This window comes from Streptomyces sp. NPDC058683 (assembly GCF_042716195.1).
Classification (GTDB): Bacteria; Actinomycetota; Actinomycetes; order Streptomycetales; family Streptomycetaceae; genus Streptomyces.
This window is the reverse complement of the sequence record NZ_JBHXSK010000030.1, coordinates 17309-32795: the sequence shown is the minus strand read 5'-3', so window position 1 is coordinate 32795 and position 15487 is coordinate 17309. Positions and strand designations below refer to the sequence as shown.

Sequence of the window (15487 nt, the reverse complement as noted above, 5' to 3'; positions counted from 1 at the left end):
CCACCGCCCTCTCGCGTACGTCAGGGGAAACGGCGTTGTACGCCGTATAGGAAGTCTCTTACGGTGTACAGCATGACTTCTCAGGGCCACCCCCAGCGCTGGCTGATCCTCGGTGTGATCTGCCTCGCGCAGCTCACCGTGCTGCTCGACAACACCGTTCTGAACGTGGCCATCCCCTCCCTCACCCGGGAACTGCACGCGGCCACCGCGGACATCCAGTGGATGATCAACGCGTACTCGCTCGTCCAGTCCGGCCTGCTGCTCACCGCGGGCAGCGCGGCCGACCGCTACGGCCGCAAGAAGATGCTGATCACCGGACTCGTCCTGTTCGGTGCGGGTTCGCTGGCCGCGGGCCTGGCCGGCTCCACCGCCCAGCTGATCGCCGCGCGCGCCGGGATGGGCGTGGGCGGCGCTCTCCTGCTCACCACCACCCTCGCCGTGGCGATGCAGATCTTCGCCCCCGACGAGCACCCCAAGGCCATCGGCATCTGGAGCGCCGTCAACGCGCTGGGCTTCGCCGCCGGGCCGCTGATCGGCGGGTTCATGCTCAACCACTTCTGGTGGGGCGCGATCTTCCTGATCAACCTCCCGGTCGCGGCGCTGGCCCTGGTGGCGGTCGTCGTCCTGGTCCCCGAGTCGAAGAACCCGCGAGGCGACCGCCCCGACCTCCTCGGCGCGCTGCTCTCCACCATCGGCATGGCCGCACTGGTCTTCGCGATCATCTCCGGCCCTCAGCACGGCTGGACGTCGGCACGGGTGCTGGTCACGGCGACCGTGGCGGTGGTGGTCCTGTCCCTGTTCGCGTACTGGGAGAACCGGATCCCGTACCCCATGCTCGACCCCCACTTCTTCAGGGACCGCCGCTTCACGGGCGCCGTCGCCGGCGCGGTGCTCATCACCTTCGGCATGGGCGGCGCGCTCTTCCTGCTCACCCAGCACCTGCAGTTCGTCCTCGGCTACGGCCCGTTGGAGGCCGGCCTGCGCACGGCACCGCTCGCGCTCACGGTCGTCGCCCTCAACTTCACGGGCCTGTCCGCCAGGTGGGCGACACGGCTGGGTACGCCGGTGGCGATAGCCCTGGGGATGCTGCTGATGTCGCTCGGGCTGGTGTCCATCGCCGTACTGGATGCGAGCGGGTACGGCGGCACGCTGCTCGGTCTGCTGCTGATCGGAGCGGGGTGCGCGATCGCCAACCCGGCCATGGCGCACGCCATCATGAGCGCGATTCCTCCGGAGAAGGCCGGGGTGGGGGCCGGGATCAACGGCACGCTGGCGGAGTTCGGGAACGGGCTGGGGGTGGCCGTGCTGGGAGCGGTGCTGAGCTCTTGGGTGGCGTCGGGGAAGTCGTTCTCGGCGGGGCTGGGGGCCGGGCAGTTGGTGGGGGCGGTTGCCGTGGTGGTCGGGGGGTTCGTGGCGGCGGGGCTGCTCAGTAGGGCGGAGAGGAATGTCGCCTAGTGGGCAGGGGGTACATGTCCATCGGCGGGTGCGGGTGGGATGTGGCTGGTCGCGCCCACGCGGCGGAGCCGCATATCGGACACAGCCCCGCGCCCCTTTCAGGGGCGTTGCAGCCGTAGCATCTTGGGAAGTGATCGTCGAGGAGGAGGTCGTGATGGCGCGGGCCAGTGTGTGGTTGGAGGAGAAGGCCCGCAAGGGCGGCCGTACCGGTCAGCCGTCCGGGCTCGACCGTGATCGCATCACCTCGGTCACCGTCCGGCTCCTGGACTCCGACGGGCTCGACAAGTTCTCCATGCGGCGGCTGGCGGCCGAGCTCAACGTGACCGCCATGTCCGTGTACTGGTACGTCGACACCAAGGACGACCTGCTCGAACTCGCCCTCGACGCGGCCTTCGGCGAACTGCGCCTGCCGGCGGCGGACGACGGCGACTGGCGGGAGCAACTGCGGGCGCTGGCCACGGAGTACCGTGCGCTGCTGGTCCGCCACCCCTGGCTCTCCCCGCTGGCCGGCCGGTACCTCAACATCGGCCCCCACTCGCTGGCCTTCTCCCGCGTGGTCCAGCAGGTCGTCCGCCGCGCCGGCCTGCCCGCACACGGGGTGACCGGCGCGATCTCGGCCGTCTTCCAGTTCGTCTACGGCTACGGCACGATCGAGGGCCACTTCGCCGAGCGGGTGGCAGCGGCCGGCATGACCCCGGACGAGTACTTCAGCACCGCGATGACCGCGGTGACCGAGACCCCGGCGACGGCCCAGATCATCGAGGAGTCCAAGGACCTCATGGCCGCAAGAGGCGGCGACACGGTCGCAGAAATGCTGGACAGGGACTTCACCTTCGCACTGGACCTGCTGATCGCCGGCATCGAAGCCAAGGTGACCGGCCCTACCTAGGGGCGCGGGGAACTGCGCGACCAGCCACACACGACCCGCAGCCGCGCACTCACAACGCCCCCACTCTCTCAGGCGTCCGGCGAAGCCAACCGCGCCGGGAACCCGCCCGTGGCCACCGGCCCCCACTTCTCCGGCGTCACCCGAATGATCGACTTGCCCTGCTTCAGCATCGCCGCCCGGTACTCGTCCCAGTCCGGATGCTCCCCGGCGATGTTCCGGTAGTACTCCACCAGCGGCTCCACCGACTCCGGCGGGTCGATCACCTCCGCGCGGCCGTCGACCTGGACCCACGGCCCGTTCCAGTCGTCGCTCAGGACGATCACGCTCACCCGCTCGTCCCGCTTGGCGTTCCGGGTCTTGGCCCGTTCGGGGTACGTGGAGGCCACGATCCGTCCGGAGTCGTCGACCCCGCAGGTCAGCGGCGACCCCTGGGGGCTGCCGTCGGCGCGGCGCGTGAGCAGGATCGCGCGGTGGCGGGGTCGTACGAAGTCCAGCAGTTCGTCGAGGGAGACGGCGGTGTTCGTCGCGATGTTCGGTGCCATGGCGTCAGCCTAGGCCGACGGGCCCCGCCCCGCCCGGCCGCTGCCTGTCCCTGCCGGTCCTACGCCTGCGGCAGGGACTCCCCCTGCACCGCCTGGACCTCCAGCTCGACCTTGAGGGTCGTGCCGATGGCCGCGATGCCCGCCTGGACGACCTGGTTGTAGTTCATCGCGAAGTCCTCGCGGTGCAGCTCGGCCGTCGCGCGGAACGCGGCCCGCGTGCCGCCCCAGGGGTCGGCGCCGGTGCCGAGGTAGGCGAGGTGCAGGTCGACGGGTCGTACGACACCGCGCATGGACAGCTCGCCGTGGACCGTCCAGCGGTCGGAGCCGGCCACCGTCAGACCCGTCGACGTGTACGTCAGTTCGGGGTACCGCTCGACGTCCAGGAAGTCGGCCGAGCGCAGATGCGTGTCGCGCATGCCGTTGCCGGTGTCGATGGAGGCGGCCCGGATGACGGCCTGGACGCGGGACTTGGTGACGTCGTCGGGGGCGATCTCGATGGCCGCCGTGAAGTCCGTGAAACGGCCGCGGACGCTGGAGATGCCCAGGTGCTGGGCGACCGCGGCGATGGTGGAGTGCGCCGGGTCGACGGTCCACGGGCCGGGCGGCGGCAGCTCGGTGCCGCCCTGCCGGGCGAGCGTGACCTTGCCGACCTCGGCGCGGCCGCTGGCGGTGACGATCGCACTGGAGGCGGCGGGCGCGTAGCCCACGGCGGTGACGATGACGGTGTACGCCCCGGGCGCGAGCGGGTTCGGGTCCCGTACCGTGCCCTCGTCGTCGGCCTCGGCGCGCAGCACCTGCGTGCCGGTCATGTCGGTCACCGTGACGACCGCGTGCGACACGGCCCATCCGTCCCGGGTGCGGATCCTGGCGGTGAGTCCCATCCCGAATTCTCCCTGAAAACCGATCTAGAGGCGTGAATAGCCCTATAAATTGCACAGATTGCGACGGCCCGGGGCAGCCGATGAACCATCGCTGCCCCGGGCCGGGGTGAACTACTCGCCGGGGTGGGAGAGTTCGATGTCGTGCCCGTCGACACCGGCGCCGGTGACGTTCAGGGCCGTGGCGACCGGCGGGTAGCCCGTCGCGATCACGGTGTAGTCACCGCCGTTCAGGTCGGCGAAGGCGTACGCGCCGTCCAGGCCGGTGGTGGACGTGCCGACCACGTTGCCGGCCGCGTCCACGAGGGTGACGCGGGCGTCGGCCAGCGGCCCGTGCGGAGCCCGTACGACGCCCTGGAGCTGGGCGCCGGCGTCCAGGTCGACCTCGATCCGGGTGACCCCGGTGGTGCCGATCTGGACCGGCAGGGCGCGGGGGCGGTACCCGGCCGCGTTCACCGCGACCGTCACCACGCCCGGCACCAGGTCGCCGAAGACGAACTGGCCCTGGTCACCGGTGGCCGCGGTGGCCAGCAGGTCGCCGCGCACGTCGGTGACGATCACCATCGCGTCCTTGACCGGCAGCGCGCTGCCCGCGCCCCGCACCACACCGCTCAGCCCGCTGGTGCCGCTGAGCAGGATGTCGTACGGCAGCGGCTCCTCGCCCACCAGGACGGTGGCGGCCTGCGGCTGGTAGCCGTCCGCGGAGGCGATCAGCACGTACGAGCCCGCGCCGGGCGCGTCCAGGCGGTAGGAGCCGTCGTAACTCGCGACCGAGCGGCCCAGCTGGCGGCCGGAGAGCGAGATGAGGGTGACCGCGGCCTGGGCGACCGGGGCGCTCTCGGCGCCGCGCACGAAGCCGTGCACCGGGGTGCCGCCGGAGCCCGCCGAGTGCTCGGGGGCGGCGATGGTCGCCACGGCGGAGAACTGCCGGGTGGCTTCCGTGGCGGTGTCCGTGGTGCCGCTCACGACCGGGGCGGCCCAGCTGGGGACCGTCTCCTCGGCGGGAGCCGGGACGGCAGCGGCGGCGGCAACCGGAGCGGTCTCGATGCCCTGCTCGTCGGCGGCGGCCTGGGCGAGCGCGCCCTTGGTCCTCAAGGGGACCTCCTTGATGAACAGGCTGATCAGGAACGCGAGGGCCGCGAGGCCGCCGGCGATCAGGAAGACGTCGGCGATGCCGTGGCCGTAGGCGCTCTCCATGAGGGTGCGCAGCGGGACCGGCAGCGTGCTCAGGTCCGGGAGGCTGTCGCTGGAGGAGCTGGAACCGGCCAGGGCGGCCTGGTACTTGTGCGGGAGGGCGGCGGCGCCCTCGGTCACGTAGTGCGTGATCCGGTGGGCCATCACCGCGCCCAGCGCGGAGACGCCGACCGCACCGCCGAGGGAACGGAAGAAGGTGACGGTGGAGCTGGCCGAGCCGAGGTCGGCGGGCTCGACCTGGTTCTGCGTGCAGAGCACCAGGTTCTGCATCATCATGCCGATGCCGAGACCCAGCAGCGCCATGAAGATGCCCATCTTCCAGTACGCCGTGTCGTACCGGATGGTCCCGAGCAGGCCGAGGCCGGCCGTCACGAGCACGCCACCGCTGACCAGCCAGGCCTTCCAGCGGCCGGTGCGGGTGATGAACTGCCCGGAGACGGTGGAGGAGATGAACAGACCGCCGATCATCGGGATCGTCATCACGCCGGACATCGTCGGGGAATTGTCGCGGGCCAGCTGGAAGTACTGGCTGAAGAAGACCGTGCCGGTGAACATCGCGACACCGACGAACAGGGAGGCCAGCGAGGCCAGGGTGATGGTGCGGTTGCGGAACAGCCGCAGCGGGATGATCGGCTCCTTGGCCTTCGACTCGATGAGCACGAAGATCAGGCCGAGCACGATCGAACCGCCGACCATGGCGTAGGTCTGCCAGGAGACCCAGTCGTACTTGTCACCGGCGAAGGTGACCCAGAGCAGCAGCAGCGAGACGGCGGCGGCGACGAAGAACGCGCCGGACCAGTCGACCTTGACCTCCCGCTTCAGGACGGGCAGGTGCAGGGTCTTCTGCAGCACGATCAGCGCGACGACGGCGAACGGGACACCGACGTAGAAGCACCAGCGCCAGCCCAGCCACGAGGTGTCGGTGATGACACCGCCGAGCAGCGGGCCGCCGACGGTGGCGACGGCGAAGGTCGCACCGAGGTAGCCGGAGTAACGGCCGCGCTCACGCGGCGAGATCATCGCGGCCATGACGATCTGGGCGAGCGCCGACAGACCGCCGACGCCGACGCCCTGGACGACACGGCAGGCGATCAGCATGCCGGAGTTCTGTGACAGACCGGCGGCCGCGGAACCCAGGACGTAGATGACCAGGGCGATCTGGACGAGCGCCTTCTTGCTGTACAGGTCGGAGAGCTTGCCCCACAGCGGGGTGGTGGCGGTCATGGCCAGCAGCGACGCGCTGACGACCCAGGTGTAGGCGGACTGGCCGCCGCCGAGGTCGCTGATGATGTGCGGCAGAGCATTGGTGACGATCGTGGACGACAGGATCGCCACGAACATTCCGAGCAGCAGCCCGGATATCGCTTCCATGATCTGCCGGTGCGTCATCGGGGCAGCCTGCTCGACGGAGCCTCCCCCGTGCTTTGCATGGGCCCGCACACCGGCTGGTGTGGTCGTTGCCATGGGCTTCCTTTTCTTACGTCTTACGCGGGTGTACGGGTGGTCGGTTCGAGTACGGGGGCGCTGGTGGGGGCGCGGGCGGCGGAGGCGACCGTGGCCGTGGCGGCGGCCTTCGGGTTCCCCGGGACCGCCTCGGCCGGGGCCGTGGCGGTCAGACGCGGGTGGGCGGTCCGGCAGTCGCCGAAGCTGTCCCGGAGCCGGGTCATCAGCCGGATCAGCTGGTCGACCTCCTCGTCGCTCCAGTCGGCCAGCCGCTCGGTGAGCAGCGCGGTGCTGCGCCGGGACAGGTCCCGGAGGGTCGCCTCGCCCGCGGGGGTGAGGTGCAGGATGCGGGAACGCTTGTCCGCCGGGTCGGGGGACCGCTCGATCCAGCCGCGCTCGGCGACATGCGCCACGTGCCGGCTGGTCACGGACATGTCCACGGCGAGCAGCTCGGCGAGCTTGCTCATGCGCATGGATCCGTAGCGGCCGAGCAGCGTCAGCACGGCCGCGGAGCCGGTCGGGCAGTCGGGCGGCAGAATGCGCCCCAGGTCCCGCTTCACGGCTCCGACGGCGCTGAGCTGACGCGCCAGCTCCTCGAACTGCGCCTGCTCCGCCATCACACCTCCCGTATTCGTTGCTTTGGGCAACCATAGAACTGCTTGGTTGCCACAGGCAAATAAATGGGCGGGGGTGGGGATAAAAACTTGGCAAAGGCAAGTATTGCGAACGTAAACACCCAGGTGAGGCAGGCTGTGCTTCCGGACGGCCCCCCACTTGGGCCGGACCACCGGATTCGCTAGTGTCTCGGGGCATGGCTAACACCCAGGGCCCCCAGGGCAACTACGACCCCGCCGGCAACACTCAGATGTTCCGCGCGTTCGTCGACGAGGCCCCGCAGACCTCCCAGCAGACGGCATCCCCCTCCGCCTCCGGCGGCCCCCGCATCGGCCTGATCCTCGGCGTCCTCGCCGTGGTGGTCGTGGTCGCGGCGGTGGCCTGGCTGGCACTCAAGTAGTCCCTCGCCGCCCGCTCGGCCCCTCGGGCGATACGAGGGTCGGGGCGGCGGCGCGACGAAGAACCCGGGGTCCACTGCCCCGGGCTTTCGTCGTGCCCGTACGGGCACGACGGCTCAGCTCCAGTCGACCGCCACGACCCGGGTCTCCACATGCATGCCCAGGGGGACGCGCCAGTCGTCCACGCACACCGTCCAGGTCCCGCTCGTACGGGAGCCGGGCGCGACCGGGGCGGGCACGGGCTCCGTCGACCCGATCGTCGCCCAGTCGATGCCCAGCAGGTCGATGATGTGCGTGCCGAGGGTGACCGTGCCGGAACGGACCGCCGTACCGCCCGAGTTGCGGAATTCGACCGTCACCTTCTCGCACCACCGCTTGTCCGTGGGCTCACGGGTGGGGGTGCTCCAGGTGAGGGCGGCGGGTGAGGTGCCGCCGGAGGTGGTGGCGGTGGGCGAAGTCGCGGTCGGCTGCGGTGGGTTCGGCGCCGGCGGATCGGACCGTCGGGGCCGGGTGACCTCGCGGCGGGAGGAAGCGGGTGACGGCGCCGGGGCCGAGGCCGCCGGGCCGGCCGGCCCGGCCGCTGCCGCGGACCGGCCGTCCTCCGCCGGGGGTGAGCCGTTGGCCGCCCCCGCCGGGGAACCGTCCAGCGGGACCAGCGTCACCGATCCCGTCGGTCCCGACGGCGTCCCGGGCGCCCCCGGTGCCGTGCCCGCCGCCCCCACGGCCGTATAGCCGCCGCCCCCACCGCCTCCGCACGCCGTGAGTGCCGAGGCCAGGCAGACGGCGGCCGCCGACGCTGCCGTGACGGCGCCTCGGCGGCCACTCGGTGTCCTACGGAGAAGCATCGCGCCAGTGTGGCTGACACTCCGTCAGTAAGGAACCCGTCGGAGCGGGTTCAGTCCGAGATCAGGCCCTCGCGGAGCTGGGCGAGGGTGCGGGTCAGCAGGCGGGAGACATGCATCTGGGAGATGCCGACCTCGTCGCCGATCTGGGACTGGGTCATGTTCGCGAAGAAGCGGAGCATGATGATCCGGCGCTCGCGGGGCGGGAGCTTGGCCAGCAGCGGCTTCAGCGACTCGCGGTACTCGACGCCCTCCAGGGCCGTGTCCTCGTAGCCGAGGCGGTCGGCCAGCGAGCCCTCGCCGCCGTCGTCCTCGGGGGCCGGGGAGTCGAGGGAGGAGGCGGTGTACGCGTTGCCGACGGCCAGGCCGTCGACCACGTCCTCCTCGGAGACGCCCAGCACGGCGGCCAGTTCGGTGACCGTGGGAGAGCGGTCCAGCTTCTGGGAGAGCTCGTCGCTGGCCTTGGTGAGGGCCAGGCGCAGCTCCTGGAGGCGGCGCGGGACACGCACCGACCAGGAGGTGTCGCGGAAGAACCGCTTGATCTCGCCCACGACCGTCGGCATCGCGAACGTCGGGAACTCCACGCCCCGTTCGCAGTCGAAGCGGTCGATCGCCTTGATCAGGCCGATGGTGCCGACCTGGACGATGTCCTCCATCGGCTCGTTGCGGCTGCGGAAGCGGGCCGCCGCGTAGCGCACGAGAGGGAGGTTGAGTTCGATCAGGGTGTCCCGGACGTAGGCACGCTCGGGGCTGTCCTCGTCGAGCGCGGCAAGGCGCAGGAACAGGGAGCGGGACAGGGTGCGGGTGTCGAGGTTTCCCGAGGCCACCGGGATTTCCGGGGTCGGAGGTGTCTCCAGCGCCGGGGCGCCGTCGATGCTGTTGAGCACGTCGATGGCGTCGAGCTCCTTGGGCGCTGCCTCGCTCTTCGTGAGCGTAAGCACCTTCGAGCTGCCCTGGTCTGCGGACATGCCACCCCCTTTGGGTCGCGGGACGGTCGCGGCGACGCCCCTCACGAGGAACGGCGCCTTCACCTGAATACCGGAGCCGAAGCCCCGGCAAACGCGCTTCCCGCAGAATGTCACATGTCGGCAACACGCTGTAGTGACATGTCGACATGGGAAATGCGAATCCGCCCTGGATGCAGGGGGTCTGACGCTATTTCGACCCCCAACTGTCGGGAAGTGCGCTGGTGAGCGATTCGCTCGCGACGGTGATGGCTCGATCCTGCTTGCGGTTATCTCCGCACGAAGCAGGCCGGGGCGTGTCTCGGACCGGTAACGGGTCCTGCGACGGGCGCGTGCGACGGCGCATGCGACGGCGCGTACGGAGGGCCTCGGGGCGGCGCGTACGGAAGGCCTCGGGGCGGCGCGCAGGGCCTCGGCGGTGGGTCGGCGGCGGGGCTTGAGGCGGGACTCGCGGCGGGGGCCGCGGCGGGGCTCAGGCCTCGATGCGGTTGGCCGAGCGCAGTCGCTGGAAGCTGCGGGCCAGCAGGCGGGAGACGTGCATCTGGGAGACGCCCAGCTCCGCGCTGATCTGCGACTGGGTGAGGTTGCTGTAGTAGCGCAGCAGGAGGATCCGCTGCTCCCGCTCGGGGAGTTGGACCAGCAGATGGCGGACCAGGTCGCGGTGTTCCACGCCGTCCAGGGCCGGGTCCTCGTAGCCGATGCGGTCCAGCAGGCCCGGCAGCCCGTCGCCCTCCTGGGCGGCCTCCAGGGAGGTCGCGTGGTACGACCGGCCGGCCTCGATGCAGGACAGCACCTCCTCCTCGCTGATCCGCAGCCGTTCGGCGATCTCAGCGGTGGAGGGGGAGCGCCCGAAGGCGGTGGTCAGGTCCTCGGTCGCGCTGTTGACCTGGACCCACAGCTCGTGCAGCCGGCGCGGGACATGCACGGTGCGCACGTTGTCCCGGAAGTACCGCTTGATCTCGCCGACGACGGTCGGCATCGCGAACGTCGGGAACTGCACGCCCCGGTCCGGGTCGAAGCGGTCGATGGCGTTGATCAGCCCGATGGTGCCGACCTGGACGACGTCCTCCATCGGCTCGTTGCGGGAGCGGAAACGGGCGGCCGCGTAGCGCACGAGCGGGAGGTTCGCCTCGATGAGCGCCGCGCGCACCCGGTTGTGCTCCGGAGTGCCCGGCTTGAGGTCCTTGAGCTGGCCGAAGAGCACCTGGGTCAGCGCCCGGGTGTCGGCGCCCCGTCGCTTCTCCGGGGGCGGGGCGGGCGCCTGGGCGGGGGGCTGGACGGGTCCTTGGGCGGGCGGCTGGGCAGTGGGGGGAGCAGGGGCGGGCGCCTCTTCCTGGGGCGGCGCAGAACTGGCCGACACGGTCAACGCCACCTCTTCATCGGTCAATCATCCGTCAAAAGCGGTCATAGCATCACAAGACATGTGCACTGTGCGCAAGCACCGCATAACGTCGTGTTGAGAGTGAAAGACGGCAAGTTGGGGCATAAGACGCAGAAAGGCCCCCCGCTGTTCCTGGCGGAGGGCCTGTCTCCGGAAGGTGCCGTACGGCTGTCCGGAGGGTGCGGTACGGCTCAGAACTCGTAGTCGGCGATCACCCACGTGGCGAACTCCCGCCACTGCGCTGCGGCCGTCTGGTGGGCCGGGTGCTCCAGGTACCGCTTCAGCGCGTCCCCGTCCTCGACGGCCGAGTTGATCGCGAAGTCGTGGGCGATGGGGCGCTCGGTGATGTTCCAGCCGCACTCCCAGAAGCGCAGCTCCTCGATCTGGGCGCCGAGCGCGGAGAAGGCCGCGGCGCCCGCGAGGGCCCGCGGATCGTCCCGCTCGACACCCTCGTTGAGTTTGAAGAGGACCAGGTGGCGGATCATGGTTGCTCCCGTGGGTGGTGCGCTATTTGGCTCCGTCGACGAGCCAGGTCATGAACGATCCGATGGCCTTGGCCGCGTCCGATATGCCCTCAAATCCTATCTGGACGTAATCGGCCGCTTTGGCCGGGTCTGTGATGATCACGTAGAGCGCGAAGACCACGAGCACGTACGTGGCGATCTTCTTGGCATTCACCGCCACCGCGGCCTCCCCTGTGCCTGCCTCTGCCGGCGTGTCTGCGTAGCCTGTGGACCCTGCTGCCGGCGGTGAGTGTAACCTTCACGCCCCCCTCGGGGACCAACGGCCCGCTGGTCGAAGCCCGTTGCCGGGTCAAGGGGCGCGACAGGGGGCGCGCGACGGGGATGTGCACGGGCGGAGATGTGCCCGGCGGGACGGGTCCGGCGGACGGTTCCGGCGGACGGTTCCGGCGGCGGACGCAGAAAGGGCCCCGTCTTTCGACGGGGCCCTTTTCCAGCGGTAGCGGAGGGATTTGAACCCTCGGTGACTTGCGCCACACTCGCTTTCGAGGCGAGCTCCTTCGGCCGCTCGGACACGCTACCGAGAGAGACCTTACAGCACGGGGGGCCGTGCTCCGAAATCACTATTCGGGGGCCCGGGACCAGTGCTGGGAGCGGCCCTCAGCGGTCCCGGAAGAATTCCGTGAGCAGCCGGGCGGATTCCTCGGCCAGGACGCCCTCGACGACCTCGGGACGGTGGTTCAGGCGCCGGTCGCGCACGACGTCCCAGAGCGAGCCGGCGGCGCCCGCCTTCTCGTCGCGGGCGCCGTAGACCAACCGGTCCACACGGGACTGGACCAGCGCGCCGGCGCACATGGTGCAGGGCTCCAGCGTGACCACGAGGGTGCAGCCGGCGAGCCGCCACTCCCCGAGCGCCACGGCGGCCCGGCGCAGGGCGAGGACCTCGGCGTGCGCGGTGGGGTCGCCGGTGGCCTCGCGTTCGTTGTGACCGGCCGCGAGCACCGTCGTACCGTCCGGGGACAGCACGACGGCGCCGACGGGGACGTCCCCGCCCCGGACGGCCTGTCCGGCCTCGTCCAGGGCGAGCCGCATCGCGGCCCGCCAGCGGTCGCGTACCGGGTCCGGAGACCCGGACGCCTCGTGGAAGGTCAGCGGACGGTCTCCAGGACCTCGGCGGCGCCCAGAGCCTCGGCGATCTCGCTGAGCGCGTCGTCGCTGAGCGCCAGCAGTTCCTTGGCGCTCACGCCCAGGTCGTCGAGGATCCGGATGTCACCGACCGGGCCGGACGGCACGGCGGACATGTCCGTGTCCGTTTCCGTGTCCTCGCCGTCCTCGGCCTCCGGCTCACCGTCCTCGGTGCCGTCGAGGTCGAGGGCGTCCAGGTCGTCGTCTTCGTCCTTGGGCTCCCTTCCGAGCAGTTCGTCGGTGAGCAGGAGCTCGCCGTACGAGCTCCGGGCGGCGGCGGCTGCGCTGGAGACGAAGACCCGGGGGTCCTCCTCGCCGTCCACGCGCACGACGCCGAACCAAGCGTCTTCCTGCTCGATGAAGACGAGCACCGTGTCGTCGGCGTCCGACGCCGATTCCCGGGCCAGGTCGGCCAGGTCCGACAAGGTCTCCACATCGTCGAGCTCTGTGTCGCTCGCTTCCCACCCGTCTTCGGTGCGCGCGAGCAGTGCGGCGAAGTACACCGTGACTCTCCCACTGGTCTTAGGCGTGCCGGTTGGGGGTCCCCCCGGCGGAGGTTCTGGGCGGGGAGAGCTGGGCTCCGAGCCCCACCCACTCGGAATCGTGGCAGAAACAAGGCGTTCAGGGGACGTCTTCGGCTCCCTGTGTCTGGCAGTTTTGTTCGCACGTATGCAAAGAGGCATCCAGGTGCCCGTGTACGGAATCACCAGCGCACTCGTTGCCGCCACCTGCGGATCGTACGCGGGTTTTCCCGCGGGCCACGCACGGCCTTCCCCATGACGGACCGCAACGCGCCACAAGCAGTGGATCTTTGCCGAAGGATCGGCTTTACGACTCTTACCGTTCTTACGGTTTTACCGACTCTTACCAGCGGAACGTCCGCATACGCAGGGCGTGCCGCAGCCGGGCCGTCCTGGCGCGGCGGGGCTGGACCCGGTCGCGCAGCGCCCTGGCCTCGGCGAGTTCACGCAGGAACCGGGCCCGGCGGCGACGCCGTTCGGCCTCCGTCTCGCCCTCGGGCGCGCCGTACGCGCGGTCGGACGGCTCGGGGAGATCAGGCAGCTCAGGGACATCAGACACGGTCACACCACCCCAGTCCGGTCACTCCCACTTTCCCCCGGACGGGGGGTTTGATGCCAGCGAGGACCCGCGCGGGCCAGCGGCGAGGTGTACGCGGACGCGGTTACTGTTATGGGCATGCGTCTCCACGTCGTCGACCACCCTCTGGTCGCCCACAAGCTCACCACCCTGCGCGACCAGCGCACCGACTCCGCGACGTTCCGGCGGCTCGCCGACGAACTGGTCACCCTGCTCGCCTACGAGGCGACGCGGGACGTGCGGACCGAGGCGGTCGACGTCCAGACCCCGGTCTCGCCCACGACCGGCGTCAAGCTCGCCCGTCCCCGCCCGCTGGTGGTGCCGATCCTGCGGGCCGGGCTCGGCATGCTGGACGGCATGGTCCGGCTGCTGCCGACCGCCGAGGTGGGCTTCCTGGGCATGATCCGCAACGAGGAGACGCTCCAGGCGTCCACGTACGCCTCGCGGATGCCGGAGGACCTCTCGGGGCGTCAGGTGTACGTCCTGGACCCGATGCTGGCCACGGGCGGCACGCTGGTCGCGGCGATCCGTGAGCTCATCAGGAGGGGTGCGGACGACGTGACGGCGGTGGTCCTGCTGGCCGCGCCGGAGGGCGTCGAGGTGATGGAGCGGGAGCTGGCGGGAACGCCGGTCACGGTCGTCACGGCGGCCGTCGACGACCACCTCAACGAACACGGCTACATCGTCCCGGGCCTGGGCGACGCGGGCGACCGCCTGTACGGGGCGGCCGAGTAGGAGCCGAGCCGTACGCCTTGGCCGTCTGGCCGCCTTGGCCGCATTGGCGCCGTAAGGGTGCGGGTGCGTCGGCGGCTGCGGGTCCGTGGCGGGCCGGTCGCGCAGTTCCCCGCGCCCCTTATAGGGGCGCGTGTGCCTCTTCGGCTGCGGGTTTGTGGCGGGGCCGGTCGGCGCAGTTCCCCGCGCCCCTTACGGGGGCGCGTGTGCCTCTTCGGCTGCGGGTTTGTGGCGGGGCCGGTCGGCGCAGTTCTTCGCGCCCCTTACGGGGCGGCGGCGCTCGGCCCGGCTTTCAGCAGCCCTTCTTCGAAGTCGATGCCTTCGGCTCGGGGTGGGAGAGGGCCGTGATGGCCTTGGCGGCCGTCGCCTGGGGCGTGAGGGTCTTGAAGGCGTTGCCCAGGATCATGTCCACGGCGGCGCCCTTGCGGCCCGCCTCCGTGCGCTGGTCCGGTGCCGTGAGCTGGGTGGCCAGCACCGGCAGGGACGTGTGCAGGGCCGAGGCGGGTCCGAGCAGTATCGCCGTGCCCTTGACCTTCGCGTCGAACTTCGCCGGCGCGTTGCCGACGTCGCCGATCTTGAAGCCGCGTTTCTTGAGTTCGTCCGCGGTGTCCTTGGCCAGGCCCGTACGGGTCGTGGCGTTGTAGACGTTCACCGTGATCTGGGCCGGCTTGGGCAGTGCCGCCGACGAGGCACCGGCCGCCGGCTCCGCGCTCGCGGCGGCCTGCTTCACGCACGTCGTGCCACCGGCCGCTGCAGCCTCTTTGTCGCCGCCCGTGAAGACGTCGATGAGCTGCAGGGTGCCCCAGCCGACGAGGCCGAGCGCGGTGACGGAGGCGACCATGGAGAGGACGAGCCGGGCACGCCGCCGGCGCGGGCGCATGCGAGGGTATTTGTCCCCAGTGATCCGGTACTGGCCGCCCATGCCGGGGGGAGTCAGCATGCTCATGAGCGCAGCGTAGTGCGCCACGGGTGCGTTGACTAATAGATGATCATCCGACGCCGCACGGTCCAACCCGAAAGGGGCAACCGGCGTCAAACGGCGGGTGGCGAGCGGGTGTCGGCCGTGTTGGTCGACACGGCCGGGTCAGTCCAGTTCGAGCACGCGCGCGTGCAGCACCTGACGCTGCTGGAGGGCGGCGCGGACCGCGCGGTGCAGCCCGTCCTCCAGGTACAGGTCGCCCTGCCACTTCACGACGTGCGCGAAGAGGTCGCCGTAGAACGTCGAGTCCTCGGCCAGGAGGGTCTCCAGGTCGAGCTGCCCCTTGGTCGTCACGAGCTGATCGAGGCGGACCGGGCGCGGTGCGACGTCCGCCCACTGCCGGGTGCTCTCCCGGCCGTGGTCGGGGTACGGCCGGCCGTTTCCGATGCGCTTGAAGATCACACGGAAAGCCTACCGGTCCTGACGTTCC

The 15487-nt window shown here is 70.7% G+C and carries 18 protein-coding genes and 1 tRNA gene; 4 read left to right on the top strand and 15 right to left on the bottom strand.

What is annotated here, in order from left to right:
- Window positions 1-72 precede the first annotated feature (72 nt).
- Window positions 73-1455, top strand: a complete 1383-nt coding sequence (locus tag ACFWXC_RS30170) for an MFS transporter (RefSeq protein ID WP_384483432.1) — start codon at window positions 73-75, stop codon at window positions 1453-1455.
- A gap of 154 nt (window positions 1456-1609) precedes the next feature.
- Window positions 1610-2344, top strand: coding sequence for a TetR/AcrR family transcriptional regulator (locus ACFWXC_RS30165; RefSeq protein WP_384483519.1), 735 nt, complete (start codon window positions 1610-1612; stop codon window positions 2342-2344).
- 68 nt (window positions 2345-2412) lie between these two features.
- Here the strand turns inward: ACFWXC_RS30165 and ACFWXC_RS30160 are convergent, their stop codons facing one another.
- From ACFWXC_RS30160 to ACFWXC_RS30145, 4 genes are all read right to left on the bottom strand, one after another.
- Window positions 2413-2886: a PPOX class F420-dependent oxidoreductase gene (locus ACFWXC_RS30160; protein WP_384483431.1), complete on the bottom strand. Its 474-nt coding sequence runs from the start codon at window positions 2884-2886 to the stop codon at window positions 2413-2415.
- A gap of 59 nt (window positions 2887-2945) precedes the next feature.
- Window positions 2946-3767, bottom strand: coding sequence for a YceI family protein (locus ACFWXC_RS30155; RefSeq protein WP_384483430.1), 822 nt, complete (start codon window positions 3765-3767; stop codon window positions 2946-2948).
- A 111-nt stretch (window positions 3768-3878) separates the two neighbouring features.
- A complete protein-coding gene (locus ACFWXC_RS30150; RefSeq protein WP_384483429.1) occupies window positions 3879-6422 on the bottom strand; it encodes an MFS transporter in 2544 nt (847 codons plus the stop codon).
- A gap of 20 nt (window positions 6423-6442) precedes the next feature.
- The gene (locus ACFWXC_RS30145) at window positions 6443-7018 is read right to left on the bottom strand and encodes a MarR family winged helix-turn-helix transcriptional regulator (protein ID WP_384483428.1); all 576 of its coding nucleotides are present in this window, start codon (window positions 7016-7018) and stop codon (window positions 6443-6445) included.
- Between the two features lie 194 nt (window positions 7019-7212).
- On the opposite strand from ACFWXC_RS30145, the gene ACFWXC_RS30140 reads away from it, so the two are divergent.
- A complete protein-coding gene (locus tag ACFWXC_RS30140) occupies window positions 7213-7416 on the top strand; it encodes a hypothetical protein (protein ID WP_384483427.1) in 204 nt (67 codons plus the stop codon).
- Window positions 7417-7530: 114 nt separating this feature from the next.
- Here the strand turns inward: ACFWXC_RS30140 and ACFWXC_RS30135 are convergent, their stop codons facing one another.
- The 9 genes from ACFWXC_RS30135 to ACFWXC_RS30095 all read right to left on the bottom strand — a co-directional run bounded on the left by ACFWXC_RS30135 (window position 7531) and on the right by ACFWXC_RS30095 (window position 13310).
- Window positions 7531-8259, bottom strand: coding sequence for a hypothetical protein (locus ACFWXC_RS30135; RefSeq protein ID WP_384483426.1), 729 nt, complete (start codon window positions 8257-8259; stop codon window positions 7531-7533).
- A 50-nt stretch (window positions 8260-8309) separates the two neighbouring features.
- The gene (locus ACFWXC_RS30130; protein ID WP_384483425.1) at window positions 8310-9224 is read right to left on the bottom strand and encodes an RNA polymerase sigma factor SigF; all 915 of its coding nucleotides are present in this window, start codon (window positions 9222-9224) and stop codon (window positions 8310-8312) included.
- A 469-nt stretch (window positions 9225-9693) separates the two neighbouring features.
- Window positions 9694-10581, bottom strand: a complete 888-nt coding sequence (locus tag ACFWXC_RS30125; protein WP_384483424.1) for an RNA polymerase sigma factor SigF — start codon at window positions 10579-10581, stop codon at window positions 9694-9696.
- Window positions 10582-10793: 212 nt separating this feature from the next.
- Entirely contained in the window at window positions 10794-11087 is a 294-nt protein-coding gene (locus tag ACFWXC_RS30120; protein ID WP_384483423.1) for a Dabb family protein, read from the bottom strand.
- Between the two features lie 22 nt (window positions 11088-11109).
- Entirely contained in the window at window positions 11110-11286 is a 177-nt protein-coding gene (locus tag ACFWXC_RS30115; protein ID WP_362731395.1) for a hypothetical protein, read from the bottom strand.
- 274 nt (window positions 11287-11560) lie between these two features.
- A tRNA-Ser gene (locus tag ACFWXC_RS30110) sits at window positions 11561-11645 on the bottom strand.
- 78 nt (window positions 11646-11723) lie between these two features.
- Window positions 11724-12155 carry a tRNA adenosine(34) deaminase TadA gene (tadA, locus tag ACFWXC_RS30105; protein WP_384483422.1) on the bottom strand — a complete coding sequence of 144 codons (432 nt, stop codon included), beginning with the start codon at window positions 12153-12155 and terminating at the stop codon, window positions 11724-11726.
- Between the two features lie 56 nt (window positions 12156-12211).
- The gene (locus ACFWXC_RS30100; protein ID WP_384483421.1) at window positions 12212-12751 is read right to left on the bottom strand and encodes a hypothetical protein; all 540 of its coding nucleotides are present in this window, start codon (window positions 12749-12751) and stop codon (window positions 12212-12214) included.
- A gap of 361 nt (window positions 12752-13112) precedes the next feature.
- A complete protein-coding gene (locus tag ACFWXC_RS30095) occupies window positions 13113-13310 on the bottom strand; it encodes a hypothetical protein (RefSeq protein WP_384483518.1) in 198 nt (65 codons plus the stop codon).
- A 135-nt stretch (window positions 13311-13445) separates the two neighbouring features.
- On the opposite strand from ACFWXC_RS30095, the gene upp reads away from it, so the two are divergent.
- Window positions 13446-14081, top strand: a complete 636-nt coding sequence (upp, locus tag ACFWXC_RS30090; protein ID WP_360481103.1) for a uracil phosphoribosyltransferase — start codon at window positions 13446-13448, stop codon at window positions 14079-14081.
- Window positions 14082-14370: 289 nt separating this feature from the next.
- Here the strand turns inward: upp and ACFWXC_RS30085 are convergent, their stop codons facing one another.
- The gene (locus tag ACFWXC_RS30085; protein ID WP_384483420.1) at window positions 14371-15024 is read right to left on the bottom strand and encodes a LytR C-terminal domain-containing protein; all 654 of its coding nucleotides are present in this window, start codon (window positions 15022-15024) and stop codon (window positions 14371-14373) included.
- Window positions 15025-15162: 138 nt separating this feature from the next.
- Window positions 15163-15459 carry a type II toxin-antitoxin system VapB family antitoxin gene (locus ACFWXC_RS30080; RefSeq protein WP_003999914.1) on the bottom strand — a complete coding sequence of 99 codons (297 nt, stop codon included), beginning with the start codon at window positions 15457-15459 and terminating at the stop codon, window positions 15163-15165.
- Between the last annotated feature and the right edge of the window lie 28 nt (window positions 15460-15487).